11 protein-coding genes are annotated in these 12712 nt (G+C 74.6%); 8 read left to right on the forward strand and 3 right to left on the reverse strand.

Annotated elements, in window-relative coordinates:
- Positions 1–19 precede the first annotated feature (19 nt).
- Both EJK16_RS18735 and EJK16_RS18740 read right to left on the reverse strand, forming a co-directional pair.
- The gene (locus EJK16_RS18735; RefSeq protein ID WP_127132132.1) at positions 20–988 is read right to left on the reverse strand and encodes a 1,4-dihydroxy-2-naphthoyl-CoA synthase; all 969 of its coding nucleotides are present in this window, start codon (positions 986–988) and stop codon (positions 20–22) included.
- A gap of 65 nt (positions 989–1053) precedes the next feature.
- Positions 1054–2829 carry an HNH endonuclease signature motif containing protein gene (locus EJK16_RS18740; RefSeq protein ID WP_127132134.1) on the reverse strand — a complete coding sequence of 592 codons (1776 nt, stop codon included), beginning with the start codon at positions 2827–2829 and terminating at the stop codon, positions 1054–1056.
- A gap of 161 nt (positions 2830–2990) precedes the next feature.
- On the opposite strand from EJK16_RS18740, the gene EJK16_RS18745 reads away from it, so the two are divergent.
- The 5 genes from EJK16_RS18745 (at position 2991) to EJK16_RS18765 (ending at position 8418) form a co-directional block, all read left to right on the forward strand.
- Entirely contained in the window at positions 2991–3317 is a 327-nt protein-coding gene (locus EJK16_RS18745) for a multidrug efflux SMR transporter (RefSeq protein WP_127132136.1), read from the forward strand.
- Entirely contained in the window at positions 3314–3898 is a 585-nt protein-coding gene (locus EJK16_RS18750; protein WP_127132138.1) for a TetR/AcrR family transcriptional regulator, read from the forward strand. The genes EJK16_RS18745 and EJK16_RS18750 overlap by 4 nt, the downstream gene beginning before the upstream one ends.
- A gap of 24 nt (positions 3899–3922) precedes the next feature.
- Entirely contained in the window at positions 3923–4912 is a 990-nt protein-coding gene (locus tag EJK16_RS18755) for an o-succinylbenzoate synthase (RefSeq protein WP_127132140.1), read from the forward strand.
- Positions 4909–6675 carry a 2-succinyl-5-enolpyruvyl-6-hydroxy-3-cyclohexene-1-carboxylic-acid synthase gene (gene menD / locus EJK16_RS18760; protein ID WP_127132142.1) on the forward strand — a complete coding sequence of 589 codons (1767 nt, stop codon included), beginning with the start codon at positions 4909–4911 and terminating at the stop codon, positions 6673–6675. Before EJK16_RS18755 ends, menD begins: the two co-directional genes overlap by 4 nt.
- A gap of 111 nt (positions 6676–6786) precedes the next feature.
- Positions 6787–8418 (forward strand): S1C family serine protease, encoded by a 1632-nt coding sequence (locus EJK16_RS18765; protein ID WP_240646169.1) that lies wholly within the window; start codon positions 6787–6789, stop codon positions 8416–8418.
- Positions 8419–8576: 158 nt separating this feature from the next.
- Here the strand turns inward: EJK16_RS18765 and EJK16_RS18770 are convergent, their stop codons facing one another.
- Entirely contained in the window at positions 8577–9959 is a 1383-nt protein-coding gene (locus EJK16_RS18770; protein ID WP_127132144.1) for an isochorismate synthase MenF, read from the reverse strand.
- 54 nt (positions 9960–10013) lie between these two features.
- On the opposite strand from EJK16_RS18770, the gene EJK16_RS18775 reads away from it, so the two are divergent.
- The 3 genes from EJK16_RS18775 to EJK16_RS18785 all read left to right on the forward strand — a co-directional run bounded on the left by EJK16_RS18775 (position 10014) and on the right by EJK16_RS18785 (position 12703).
- Entirely contained in the window at positions 10014–10709 is a 696-nt protein-coding gene (locus EJK16_RS18775) for a demethylmenaquinone methyltransferase (protein WP_127132146.1), read from the forward strand.
- A gap of 229 nt (positions 10710–10938) precedes the next feature.
- Positions 10939–12234: a geranylgeranyl reductase family protein gene (locus EJK16_RS18780; protein ID WP_127132148.1), complete on the forward strand. Its 1296-nt coding sequence runs from the start codon at positions 10939–10941 to the stop codon at positions 12232–12234.
- Positions 12235–12340: 106 nt separating this feature from the next.
- Positions 12341–12703, forward strand: a complete 363-nt coding sequence (locus EJK16_RS18785) for an NADH-quinone oxidoreductase subunit A (RefSeq protein WP_127132150.1) — start codon at positions 12341–12343, stop codon at positions 12701–12703.
- Positions 12704–12712 lie beyond the last annotated feature (9 nt).

The raw sequence follows: 12712 nt of genomic DNA on the forward strand, positions 1-12712 counted from the left end.
CTCACACACATCATCACTGTCAGTAGTAGTACGGGAACGTCGACCAGTCCGGGTCGCGGCGCTCGAGGAAGGCGTCGCGTCCCTCGACCGCCTCGTCGGTCATGTACGCGAGGCGGGTGGCCTCGCCGGCGAAGACCTGCTGACCGGCCAGGCCGTCGTCGGCCATGTTGAAGGCGAACTTGAGCATGCGGATCGCCTGGGGCGACTTCGTGGCGATGATCCGCGCGTACTCGAGCGCCAGGGGCTCGAGGTTGTCGTGGTCGGTGACCTCGTTGACGACCCCCCACCGCTCGGCGTCCTCGGCCGAGTACTCGCGGGCGAGGAAGAAGATCTCCCGGGCGCGCTTGTCCCCGATCTGGCGGGCGAGGAGGCCCGACCCGTACCCGGCGTCGAAGGAACCCACGTTGGCGTCCGTCTGCATGAACTTCGCGTGCTGCCGTGAGGCGATCGAGAGGTCGCACACCACGTTGAGGCTGTGGCCGCCTCCCGCGGCCCACCCGGGGACCGCCGCGATGACGACCTTGGGCATGGTGCGGATCAGCCGCTGGACCTCGAGGATGTGCAGGCGCCCTGCCCGTGCGGGGTCGATCTGCTCGCGGCGCTGGGCCACCGGCGCCTCGTCGTCTGCCCCCTCGGCCTCATAGCGGTAGCCGTCCCGGCCGCGGATGCGCTGGTCGCCGCCGGAGCAGAACGCCCAGCCGCCGTCCTTCGGGCTCGGGCCGTTGCCGGTGAGGATGACCGCGGCGACGTCGGAGGTCATCCGGGCGTGGTCCAGGGCGCGGTAGAGCTCGTCGACGGTGTGCGGGCGGAAGGCGTTGCGCACCTCGGGGCGGTCGAACGCGATGCGGACGACGGGCAGGTCGCGCTCCTCGGTGCCCGAGCGGTCGACCCCGCGGTGATAGGTGAGATCGGTGAAGCTGAACCCGGCGACCTCCCGCCATGCCGTCGGGTCGAAGGTCTCGGACACGGGGGAGGGGATCTCGCTCACGGCCTCACCCTAACTGCGGTGGCGACGCCCCCAGCGAGCCGGCCGTGCGCCGCCCGACTGCCGCGTCAGAAGGGTGGAGCGTCGTCGTCGCCCTCGCCCTCGCCGTCGTCGGCCGATCCGGAACGATCGGCCGGTGGAGGGACCGGCTCGGCGTCGCGCTTGCTGGCCCGCCAGGGGAGGACGGTGGTGGAGCCGTCGAGCTCTCGCCGGTACGTGCGGCCGGTGAGGCGCGAGGTCCACTCGAACACGCCGTGGGCGAACTGCCGTACCCGGAAGTCGCCCATGGTCTTGATCAGGTGGTCCGTGTCGCAGGCCGCACCGAGGTTCGTCAGCGCGGTGGGTCCGCCGCGGCCGAACGGGATCGTGTGGTCGAGGTCGCAACGGCTGGCCGGGGTGCCGCAGCCGGGCAGCACGCACGTGCCGTCACGCGCCCGCACGATCTCGGCGAGACCCAGCGGGACCCGGTAGCGGGTGCGGCCGACGTCGAGCACGGTGCCGCTGAGCGGGTCGGTGACGAGGCGTCTCCAGACGCCGCCCAGCGCCAGTGCACGGGCCGAGGCGGGGTCGATCGGGCCGTAGCCGTGGAGGTCGCCCGGTTCGCCGCCGCCCATGAGCGTCGAGAGGGGCACCGTGACGTTGACCTGTACCGGCACCCCGCCCACGGTGCCGATGGGAAAGGTCTCGGCAGGCGCCGGACGGCGCTTCGGCCGTGGGCCGGACGCATCGGGACGGTCAGCCGGGTCCGCCGCGGCACCAGGTGCGGGGTCTGCGGCCACGACGGTGCCCGGCCGGCCCCCGATCCACCCTTGCACCAGTGCGTCGGCCCCCACGGCGGCGAGGATGTCGGCGCGCAGCTGGTCGCTGGTCCTTCGGTCGCCGGCGTTCTTCGCCGAACGGGCCCCGGCATCGAGGGCCAGGTCGAGCGCGATCGCGTCCTCCGCCGGCAGCACGGCGAACATGGACGCCATGCCGTCCGGCAGGGCGCGCGGGTGGCAGACGCGTCGCTTGTCGCGTGCAGACCGGTGGCGCCGCTCGGCCTCGTGATGGTCGACGGCGATGAGTGCCCTGCTCAGGTCCCTCGTCAGCTGCCGGTGAGTCCGCCCCAGAGCGCCAGGGAGGACGACGTCCTCCACGGCGGTGCTCACCGGCAGCGGCAGGTCTTCGAGCGCCTTGGCGATGATCTGGGCCTTGCCCGGGTCGATCGCCCCGCGGCGGAGCGCTTCCCCGGTGGCCATGAGCGGGCCGGCGAGGAGGCTGCCGGTGCGCACCAGGGTCGAGGCCGCCTGTCGGCTGGTCCCCTGCCTCATCGCGACTTCCGTGGCCACCACGAGGAGCGCGGTGTCGGCCGTATGGTCCCGGCTCGCCCGCTCGAGGAGCTCCGCGGCCGCCTCGCCGCGACGCGCATGGGCCCACGCGAGCAGCCGGGACCAATGGGCGATGAGCTCGACGAGGTCGCCGGCGTCCTGGCCCTCCGGGTCGACTCCGTCGATGGTCTGGGCGAGGTCGAGCCCGACGAGCGGGGCTGCCGAGTCCAGGATGTCGCCGAGGCTGGCCGGATCGGCGAGCGGGGTGGGCGAGGTCGCGGCTACGGGGGCTGTGGGTGGTTCGGGCTCGGCCGGGGCCGTGGGGGTCTCCGGCGCCGCGACCACCTCAGGTGGTTCCGGCCGGACGGTCCGGGCGCGACGCGCCCCGTGGTGCCGCTTGCCGGGGTGGTCGACCGAGTGGCGGTGGAGGGCGGTGAGCATGAGGACCTCCAGCGGGCTGGGACGCTCGCCGGCCTCCGCCGGGGGCGCCTCCGCGGCGTCGTCCTGCGGTCCTGGGTTCCACACCATGTCGAACATACGTACAAACTACCGACATGTGACACACCGCACAAGGGTCTAGGCGCACCGTGTGGATGCCGAGCCTGCTGCGCTGCTGACCGCCCCTCGAGGTGGCGGAGGTGCCCGCAGTTCGGCGGCCCGCTACGGTACGTCCGTACCACTATCTGAAGGAGATCATCATGGCCTGGCTCATCCTCATCGGCTCGGGCGTCCTGGAGGCGGGATGGGCGCTCAGCCTCAAGGCCTCCGACGGGCTCAGCCGCCTCTGGCCCAGCGTGTCGTTCGTCGTGCTGACGGTCGTCAGCCTCCTGGGCCTCAGCTACGCACTGCGCACCCTCCCCGTCGGTACCGCATACGCGGTGTGGACGGGCATCGGGGCCAGCGTCACGGCGGTGGTGGGCATGGCGGTCCTCGGCGAGAGCGTCTCAGTGCTCAAGCTCGTCTCCCTGGTCCTCATCGTCGCGGGGATCGTCGGCCTCAACCTCGCGGAGAACGCAGCCTCATGACCGTGGGCTCCAAGGGGGAGCGCCGGCGGAGCGCCCTCGTCGAGGCGGCGGCCGCCATCGTGCTCGCCGAGGGGCCGGCCGCGGTCACCCACCGGGCCGTAGCCCAGCGCGCGGGCTGCTCACTCTCTGCCACCACCTACTACTTCGGGGGGCTGGAGGACCTGCTCGGCGCCGCCGGGAGCCTCCTCGTGGGTCGCTGGGCCGAGCAGGCCGAGCGGGTGCTCGACCGGCTCCGCACGCCGGGCCCCACTGGCGCCGGTCGCCCGCCCGACCGGCCCACCGACGTGCCCGCGCCGGAGATCGCCGCGGCCGTGCTCGACGCGCTGCTGCCCGGCCCCGGCCAGGTCCGGGGCCACTACCAGCAGCTCCTCGCCGCAGGCGGCACGCCCGCCGTCGCCCGCGCCTACCGTGCCGGCCGCGAGCGCCTCGACGCGGCCGTCGGCGGGATCCTCACGCTCCTGGGCAGCCGATGCCCCCCGGCGCTCGCGGTCGCCGTGGTCGACGGCGCGGTGGTGAGCGCCCTGAGCGAGGGCGGCGACGTCCGCAAGACGGCCACCGACCTGCTGGGACACGTCGTGTAGGTGCGGCCTCCTATCCTGGCCACCATGTCCGCCACGCTCGCCGCCCGACACCTCCCGCAGGTTCGCGCCGTCTACTCGACGCCCCTTCGCACCCGGTTCCGTGGGATCACGGTGCGCGACGGCGTGCTGCTGCGCGGCGACGCCGGCTGGGGCGAGGTCTCGCCCTTCTGGGACTACGGCGCCGCGGAGTCCGCCGCCTGGCTGCGCGCGGGCCTCGAGGCCGCGGAAGAAGGCTGGCCGCCGGCCGTCCGGGCCAGCGTCCCGGTCAACGTGACCGTCCCCGCCGTCGGCCCCGAGCAGGCCGCCCGGATCGTCCTCGGCTCCGGCGGGTGCATGACGGCGAAGGTCAAGGTCGCGGAGCCGGGCCAGTCCCTGGGCGACGAGCAGGCCCGGCTCGAGGCCGTGCGCGACGCCCTCGGCCCAGAGGGCAAGATCCGGGTCGACGCGAACGCCGCCTGGGACCTGGAGACGGCGACGTCGCGGCTGGGCCACCTCGACCGCGCGGCCGGCGGCCTCGAGTACGCCGAGCAGCCGTGCGCCGCCGTCGCCGATCTCGCGGCCCTCCGCCGGCGGACCGATGTGCTCATCGCCGCGGACGAGTCGATCAGGCGTGCCGAGGATCCGCTCGCCGTGCGCCGGGCCGAGGCCGCGGACGTCGTCGTCCTCAAGGTCCAGCCCCTCGGCGGCGTGCGCGCGTGCCTGCGCCTGGCCGAGGAGATCCAGCTTCCCGTGGTCGTCAGCTCGGCACTGGAGAGCTCCGTCGGGATCGCGGCCGGCCTCGCGCTCGCGGCGGCGCTGCCGGACCTGCCGTACGCCTGCGGGCTCGCCACCGTGCACCTGCTCGAGCGCGACACCGTCCCCGACCCCCTGTTGCCCGTGGACGGCCGGATCGGGGTGCGCCGCCCCGCGCCGACGCCGCAGACACTCGCGTCCGCGCGCGCCGGCGGCGACGTCGCCGTGCGGTGGGACGACCGTCTGTCCGAGATGGCCGGCCACCTCGGAGCAGGTCGATGAGCGCGAGCATCGGCGACGGCGCCGCGGTTGAGCCCTCGACGGCGACCGCGCACCAGCTCGTGACCGCACTCGTGGCGCACGGGGTGCGCGACGTCGTCCTGGCCCCCGGCTCGCGCAGCGCCCCGCTCGCCTACGCGCTGCAGGCGGCCGAGGACGCCGGGTGGCTGCGCCTGCACGTGCGTGTCGACGAGCGCGTCGCCGGCTTCGTCGCCCTGGGCCTCGCGCGCGCCCCCGCCGAGGACGGGCGCGCCGCCGCCGAGGACGGGGGCGCCTGCCGCCCCGTCGCGGTCGTGACCACCTCCGGGACCGCCGTCGCGAACCTGCACCCCGCGGTGCTCGAGGCCTCCCACTCGGGAGCGCCGCTCGTCGTGCTCAGCGCCGACCGCCCGCACGAGCTGCGCGGCACCGGCGCGAACCAGACCACCGACCAGGTGGGCATCTTCGCCTCGGCGACGCGGTACGCCGTCGACCTGCCCGCCGGGGCCGCGGGCGGGTCCGCGCTGGACCAGGTCGTCACCAGGGCGCTCGCCGCCGCGCGGGGCCTGCGGTCGAACGACCCGGGCCCCGTGCACCTCAACGTCGCGCTGCGCGACCCGCTCGCCCCGGCGGCGCGGTGGCGCCCCGGGCGGCCGCCCGCCCCGCGCGACGTCGTGGCACCGGCGGGGCGCCCCGCCGCGGAGGCGCTGCGGCGGGGTCCGCGCACGGTCGTCGTGGCCGGGGACGGCGCGGGCCCCCGCGCCCGACAGCTCGCGGAGGCGGCGGGATGGCCGCTGCTGGCCGAGCCGACCTCGGGCGCCCGTGCCGGGGACCACGCCATCGGCCCCTACCGGCTGCTCCTGTCCGAGCCCGCGCTCGGCGGCGCGATCGAGCGGGTCGTCCTGTTCGGCCATCCGACACTGTCCCGGCCGGTGAGCACGCTGCTCGCGCGCCCGGATGTCGAGGTGGTCGTCGTCGCCCCGCGGGGACTGTGGACCGACGTCGCGGGGACGGCGGCCCGCGTGGTGGGCGACGTGCTGCCGCCCGCGGCGCGCGTCCCGGCGGACGCGGCCTGGCTGGACCGCTGGCGCCTGGCCGACCAGGCCGCGCGGGCCGCGATCGACAAGCTCGTGCTGGACGCCCGCCGGCCGCTGGACGGGCTCCTGCTCGCCCGTCGCGTCGCGGACGCGGCCGGCCGGCCCGGCGACGGACCGGACATCCTGGTCCTCGGCTCCTCCAACACGGTGCGCGACCTCGACCTGGCCGCCGCGCCATGGGATGCGGCCGCGGCCCCGACGGTGCTCGCCAACCGCGGGCTGGCGGGCATCGACGGAACCATCGCCACGGCCACCGGCGTCGCTCTCGGCACCGGGCGGCCCGTGCGCGCGGTGATGGGAGACCTGACGTTCCTCCACGACGCCGGGGCGCTGCTGCGCGGCACGCTCGAGCGGGAGGTGGACCTGCAGGTGGTGGTGCTCAACGACGCCGGCGGCGGGATCTTCTCCACGCTCGAGCACGGGGCGCCGGAGCGGGCCGCCCAGTTCGAGCGGATCTTCGGCACTCCTCAGGCTGTGGACCTCGCGCAGCTCGCCACCGGCTACGGGGCGCGCCACGTGCTCGTCGAGGACGGCGAGCAGCTGCGCGCCCTGTTCGCGGGTGCCATGCGGGGCCGCAGCGTCGTCGAGGTCCGGGTCGACAGGTCCGGGCTCAGGGCCGAACGAGGGCGGCTCGGGGCGGAGGTCGCCTCGGCCGTCGGCGGTGCGCTGCGCGGCGTGGCCGCCCGCTGATCGGCCCCGCGCCCGGTGGCGCCGGGCGCGGGCCGGGGCCCGCGGCACCGGCGTCCGAACGCCGGCGCGGCGCCCGGGGACGGCTCGCGCCCGCGCCGACGGCGTCCCAGGATGTTCTCAGGATTCGCCAAGGTGCCCGTCAGGTCGCTGGGGTTACCTGGTGGCACCAACAGGTACACGGAGGACACGATGAGCAACGACGAGCAGCAGCCGCAGTCCGCCTCACGGTGGACGGCCCCGAATCCCTACGGCCGTGACGGCTGGACACAGCAGGGGGTCGGCGGCGGCACGGGCTCGCCGCGCTCGACCGACCCGGCCCGCGGCGACGCGCACGGCCCGGCTACCACGAACGGTCATGAGCCGAACGGTCCCTACGCACCGGCGTCCCGCGGCCCGTACGCCGCCGCGGGTGCTCGATCGGGCAGCAGCTACGCGTCGGTCCCCGGCCCGGACGGCGGCCACGGCGGCGGCCCCGGGCAGGGCGGCAGCTACGGCGGCGCACCGCGATACGACGCCAAGGGCCCGAACTTCGGTCCCTACGGGCCGGCGGGAGCCGGGGGAGCGGGCGGATCGGGGCCCCTGCGCGGCCGCGACACCGAGCGCACGGAGCGCCGCCGGCCCGGCTGGGCCGCGCTGGCCGGCACCGCAGCCATCGCCGCCCTCCTCGCCAGCGTGGGCACGGCCGGGCTGACCGGCGCGTTCGACGACGGCGGCGCGCCGGCGGCCGCGACCGCCACCACGCAGCAGGAGAGCGCCGGCACCAACAGCAAGCCGGTCGTGACCTCCACGACCACGGACCCCGACTGGGCCAACGTGGCCGCCGCCGTCCGCCCGAGCGTGGTCGCCATCGACGTGCAGACCGCCTCCGGCGCCGGCGCCGGCTCCGGCGTGATCATCGACAACAAGGGCCACGTGGTGACCAACAACCACGTGGTCGGGGACGCCGTCGACGGCGGGATCCAGATCACCCTCTCCGACGGCCGCATCTACAAGGCGACCGTCCAGGGCACGGATCCCGCCACCGACCTCGCCGTCGTGACGATCACCGACCCGCCGAAGGACCTCAAGCCCGCCACGATCGGCAACTCCGAGGACGTCGTCGTCGGCGACCCGGTGGTCGCCATCGGCAACCCGCTCGGCCTGAGCTCGACGGTGACCACGGGCATCGTCTCGGCGCTCGACCGGCCGGTGAGCACCACCGAGCAGCCCCAGGGCCTGGGACAACAGCCCAGCAAGGTCGTCACCAACGCGATCCAGGTCGACGCGGCGATCAACCCCGGCAACTCCGGCGGGCCGCTCTTCGACGCCGCCGGCCGGGTCATCGGCATCACCAGCTCCATCGCGAGCATGTCCAACGGCTCCGGCCAGGCGGGCAGCATCGGACTCGGGTTCGCCATCCCGAGCAACCTGGTCAAGCAGGTCGCCGGCCAGCTCATCAGCAAGGGCGTCGCGGAGCACGCGTACCTTGGCGTGTCCCTGGCCGACGGCACCGCCACGGCGGACGGCGCCACCCGCTCCGGCGCGCAGGTGCACTCCGTGGAGCCGGGCACGCCCGCCGCCGACGCCGGCCTGCAGCCCGGCGACGTCATCACCGCGATCAACGGTGACCCCGTGGACGGCGCGGAGGCGCTCACCGGCTATGTCCGCCAGTACGCCAGCGGTGACAAGGTCACCCTCACCGTGGTGCGTAGCGACAAGGCGCTCGACGTCAGCGCCACCCTGGCGGTGCGCAAGGACCAGTAGCGGGGCGCGCTCAGCCGCGGCGGGTCACGCCGCGGCTGACGGTCCGACGATCGGCCACCGCCACCGCCACCGCCACCGCCACCGCCACCGCCACCGACCCGGGGTCGGTGTGGGCCCTGGGGTGCCGGCGGCCCCCGGCGCAGCGGCGCCCGGGCGCCTCAGGGCCGCAGGGCCTCGCGCATCGGGCTGAGCTTCGCCTCGGACTCGGCCAGCTCGGCCTCGGGGTCGGAGGCGGCCACGACGCCGCAGCCGGCGAACAGCCGCATCTCGCGCGGGTCGGCGGTGGAGATCTGCCCGGAGCGCAGGGCGATGCCCCACTCGCCGTCGCCGTCCGCCCCGATCCAGCCCACCGGACCCGCGTAGCGGCCGCGGTCCATCTTCTCGGCGCCGGCGAGGATCGCGGTGGCGTCCTTGGTCGGCGTCCCGCCCACCGCGGCGGTGGGGTGTAGGGCGGCGGCCAGCGCCAGGCTCGACGGCCCCAGCCCGTCCGCCCCGTGCGACGTGTAGGTGCTGGGGTGTCCCAGGGCCCCGTCCACCACGCCGGTGACGTCGCTGGCCAGGTGCATGACGTTGGGCAGGTGGAGGACGAAGGGCGCGTCGGGGACGTTGATGCTGGCGCAGTACGGCCGCAGGGCCCGGACGAGGGAGGCGACCGCGAGCTCGTGCTCCTCGAGGTCCTTCGACGACCGCGCGAGCTCGGCCGCGCGGCGCAGGTCGTCGGCGTCGTCGCCGGTGCGCTGGATCGTCCCCGCGAGGACGCGGCACGCGGCCAGTCCCTTCTCGCGGCGCACCAGCAGCTCGGGCGTGGCGCCGAGCAGGTGGTCGACGGCGAACGTCCAGCAGGCCGGGTAGTCCGCCGCGAGGTGACGCAGGAGGTGGCGCAGGTCCACCGGCGCCTCGGCGCGGGCGATCACGTCGCGCGCCATCACGACCTTCGCGACCTCGCCCGCCTTGATCCTCGCCACGACCTCCGCGACCGCCGTGCGCCACTCGCGGGTGGTGAGGGACCCGTCCGCGAAGGTCACCGCCCCGGGGGCGGTGACGGCGGTGGGGGTCGGCAGGGCGGGCGCGGTGACCGCGGCGGCGCTGTCATGGGCGGCGGAGACGGTCGTCAGCCAGCAGCGCCCGTCGCGGCGCCCGACGACGGTCTGGGGCACCACGAGCACGCCGCCCGCGTCCGAGTCGGCGGAGAAGGCGAAGGACCCGAAGGCCACGGCGCCCGTTCCCGGCAGCCCCACCTCATTCTCGACCGTCATCCGGGCGACGACGCGCGACCACTCGGCGTCGGCGGCGCGGATGCGCCCGGGCCCGTCGGTCTCGATGCGGAGCGCCTCGCCCCAGCCGACGAGGCCCTCGTCGCGCCGCACCCAGGAGAACGTGCGCACCGGGTCCGAGGACGGCAGCAGCGCGAGGAGGTCGGGCACGTCGTCGATCTCGACGGTGCGCACATGGAGGGCAGGGGAGGGCGCGCGGGCGGCGTCACCGGGCTCGGGGCGGGGCTCGTGCACGCTCGTGGCGGCGCTCGGGTGGGTCGTGGGCATCAGGCCCACAATAGGCCCGGTGCGCACCGGCGGCGGACCTGGGATGATGGCGCCATGAGCCGAGCAAGCCTGGAGAAGAAGCCGCGCGAGGTCGCCGGGATGTTCGACGGCGTGGCCAAGCGCTACGACGTCACCAACGACGTCCTCTCCCTCGGGCAGGACCGCATCTGGCGGGTGGCGACCCGCAAGGCTGTCGCGGCCCGCCCGGGCGACCGCGTGCTCGACCTCGCGGCGGGCACCGGGACGTCCTCGGAGGAGTACGCCGACGGCGGGATCGACGTCGTCCCCTGTGACTTCTCGACCGGGATGATGGCCGTGGGCAAGCGTCGGCGGCCCGACCTGCCGTTCGTGGCCGGCGACGCGACCGCGCTGCCCTTCGCCGACGGCAGCTTCGACGCCGTGACGATCTCCTTCGGCCTGCGCAACGTCGTGGACACCGACCGGGCCCTGCGCGAGATGCTGCGCGTGACACGGCCGGGCGGCCGGCTCGTCGTGTGCGAGTTCTCCCGGCCGACGCTGGCGCCCTTCCGGAAGGTCTACGAGACCTACATCGGCCAGGTGCTGCCCCGGATGGCCTCGCTCGTCTCGTCGAACACGGACGCGTACCGGTACCTGACAGAGTCCATCATCAGCTGGCCCGCGCAGCGCGAGCTCGCCGGGATGCTGCAGCGCGCCGGGTGGAGGCAGGTCGCGTACCGCAACCTGTCCGGCGGCATCGTCGCGTTGCACCGGGCCGTCCGGCCGGCCTGACGGCGGCGCGAGCCGCACCGGCCCGGCGGCGCGAGCCGCACCGGCGTGGCGCGGGCGCCCCACTACCACCCGCACCAGGATGACCAGGGACAATGGTCCCGGTTGCCCGGTCGCGAACCGTCCTTAGGGTGGCCTAACAAGACGACGCAAGACCCGAATCGTAGAATCCGTGTCATACGGGACGATGTGGGCCCCGTCACTTCCGTGAGCATAGACGTTGGGAGCAAGTGTGCGTGCTGGTGCGGGCGCCGATGCCGACGTCATCGTCGTCGGCGCAGGCCCGGGGGGAGCGGCCACCGCCCACTACCTCGCCCAGACGGGGCTCGAGGTGCTGGTGCTGGAGAAGGGCACCTTCCCGCGCGACAAGGTCTGCGGCGACGGCCTGACGCCGCGCGCCGTGGCCGAGCTCATCCGCATGGGCGTGCCCACGCCCGAGTCGGACGGGTGGATCCGCAACTGGGGCCTGCGCACGTACGGCGGCGGGCACCGGATCGAGATCCCGTGGCCCGAGCTCGCCGAGATGCCCAGCTACGGCCTCGCGCGCTCCCGGATGAACCTCGACGAGACGCTGGCCCGGCATGCCGCGGCCTCGGGCGCCACGGTCATGGAGGGCGTGGCGGTGACGGGCCCGGTGCGCCACGAGCGCTCCGGCCGCATCCAGGGCGTCACGGCGCGGCAGGTGGACGCAGGTGGCCGCAAGAGCGGCGAGGAGCTCACCTTCCGCGCGCCGCTCGTCGTCGACGCCGGCGGGGTCTCCGCCCGCCTCGCCACCTCGATGGGCATCGAGAAGAACATGAACCGGCCCATGGGCGTGGCCGTGCGCACCTACTTCCGCTCGCCGCGCCACGACGACCCGATGATGGAGTCGCACCTGGAGCTGTGGGACGGCAAGCCGGGGGAGTCCAACCTCATGCCGGGCTACGGCTGGGTCTTCGCCCTGGGCGACGGGACGGTCAACGTCGGCCTGGGGTCGCTCAGCGCCACGGCCCGCCCGACGAAGCTCGACTACAAGGGCCTCTTCGCGACCTGGATGCGCAACGCCCCCGCCGAGTGGGAGCTCACGCCGGAGAACCACGTCGGCGAGCTGCGCAGCGCCGCGCTGCCGATGGCGTTCAACCGCAAGCCGCACTACACGCAGGGCCTGCTGCTCGTGGGGGACTCGGGCGGGATGGTCTCGCCGTTCAACGGCGAGGGCATCGCCTACGCGATGCAGTCCGGCCGCATCGCCGCCGACGTCATCTCCCAGGCGCTCGCCCGTCCCGCGCACTACCAGCAGGAGAAGGCGCTGCGGACCTACCCCAGGATCCTGGCGCACGAGCTGGGTGGCTACTACACCCTCGGGCGCGCCTTCGCCCACCTCATCGAGCGGCCGGAGATCATGCGGCTGTGCGTGAAGCACGGGCTGCCCCGCCGCACGCTGATGCGGTTCGTCATGAAGCTCCTCTCGGACGGGTTCGACCGCCGGGACGGCGACTGGATGGACCGCCTGATCACGGCGCTGACGAGGATGGCACCTGCCTCATGACAAATCGGACGGCGTGGGTGGTCAACGTCGTGCACCCATGCCCTTACGCTGGCAGTGAGAGGTTCGTCATGGACGTCTCTCACCGCACCATTCCGACGGAGGAACGATGACGAACCCGTACGTGCCGCTGCTCGTCATGATGGGTGTCGCCGCAGCCATGGCCATCGGCGGCCTCGGCGCGAGCGCGCTCATCGGGCCGCGGCGCTACAACCGCGTGAAGGTGGCCAACTACGAGTGCGGCATCGAGCCCACCCCTCGCGCGCCCCAGGCCGGCCGGTTCCCGGTCAAGTACTACCTGGTCGCCATGACCTTCATCATCTTCGACATCGAGGTGGTCTTCCTCTACCCGTGGGCGGTGGCGTTCTCCGAGCTCGCCGCCTTCGGCCTGGTGGCCATGCTCGGCTTCATCTTCCTGATCACGGTGCCCTTCGTGTACGAGTGGCGCCGCGGCGGGCTCGAGTGGGACTGAGGGACGCGC

Origin of the sequence: Georgenia sp. SYP-B2076 (assembly GCF_003991205.1) — a bacterium.
GTDB lineage: Bacteria > Actinomycetota > Actinomycetes > Actinomycetales > Actinomycetaceae > Georgenia.

Excerpts from the sequence above, each read along its gene's own strand:
- EJK16_RS18745 (WP_127132136.1), top strand. The coding sequence starts at position 2,991 with ATGGCCTGGCTCATCCTCATCGGCTCGGGCGTCCTGGAGGCGGGATGG.
- EJK16_RS18770 (WP_127132144.1), bottom strand. The coding sequence starts at position 9,959 with ATGCCCACGACCCACCCGAGCGCCGCCACGAGCGTGCACGAGCCCCGC.
- EJK16_RS18785 (WP_127132150.1), top strand. The coding sequence starts at position 12,341 with ATGACGAACCCGTACGTGCCGCTGCTCGTCATGATGGGTGTCGCCGCA.
- menD (WP_127132142.1), top strand. The coding sequence starts at position 4,909 with ATGAGCGCGAGCATCGGCGACGGCGCCGCGGTTGAGCCCTCGACGGCG.
- EJK16_RS18740 (WP_127132134.1), bottom strand. The coding sequence starts at position 2,829 with ATGTTCGACATGGTGTGGAACCCAGGACCGCAGGACGACGCCGCGGAG.
- EJK16_RS18765 (WP_240646169.1), top strand. The coding sequence starts at position 6,787 with ATGTTCTCAGGATTCGCCAAGGTGCCCGTCAGGTCGCTGGGGTTACCT.
- EJK16_RS18755 (WP_127132140.1), top strand. The coding sequence starts at position 3,923 with ATGTCCGCCACGCTCGCCGCCCGACACCTCCCGCAGGTTCGCGCCGTC.
- EJK16_RS18750 (WP_127132138.1), top strand. The coding sequence starts at position 3,314 with ATGACCGTGGGCTCCAAGGGGGAGCGCCGGCGGAGCGCCCTCGTCGAG.
- EJK16_RS18775 (WP_127132146.1), top strand. The coding sequence starts at position 10,014 with ATGAGCCGAGCAAGCCTGGAGAAGAAGCCGCGCGAGGTCGCCGGGATG.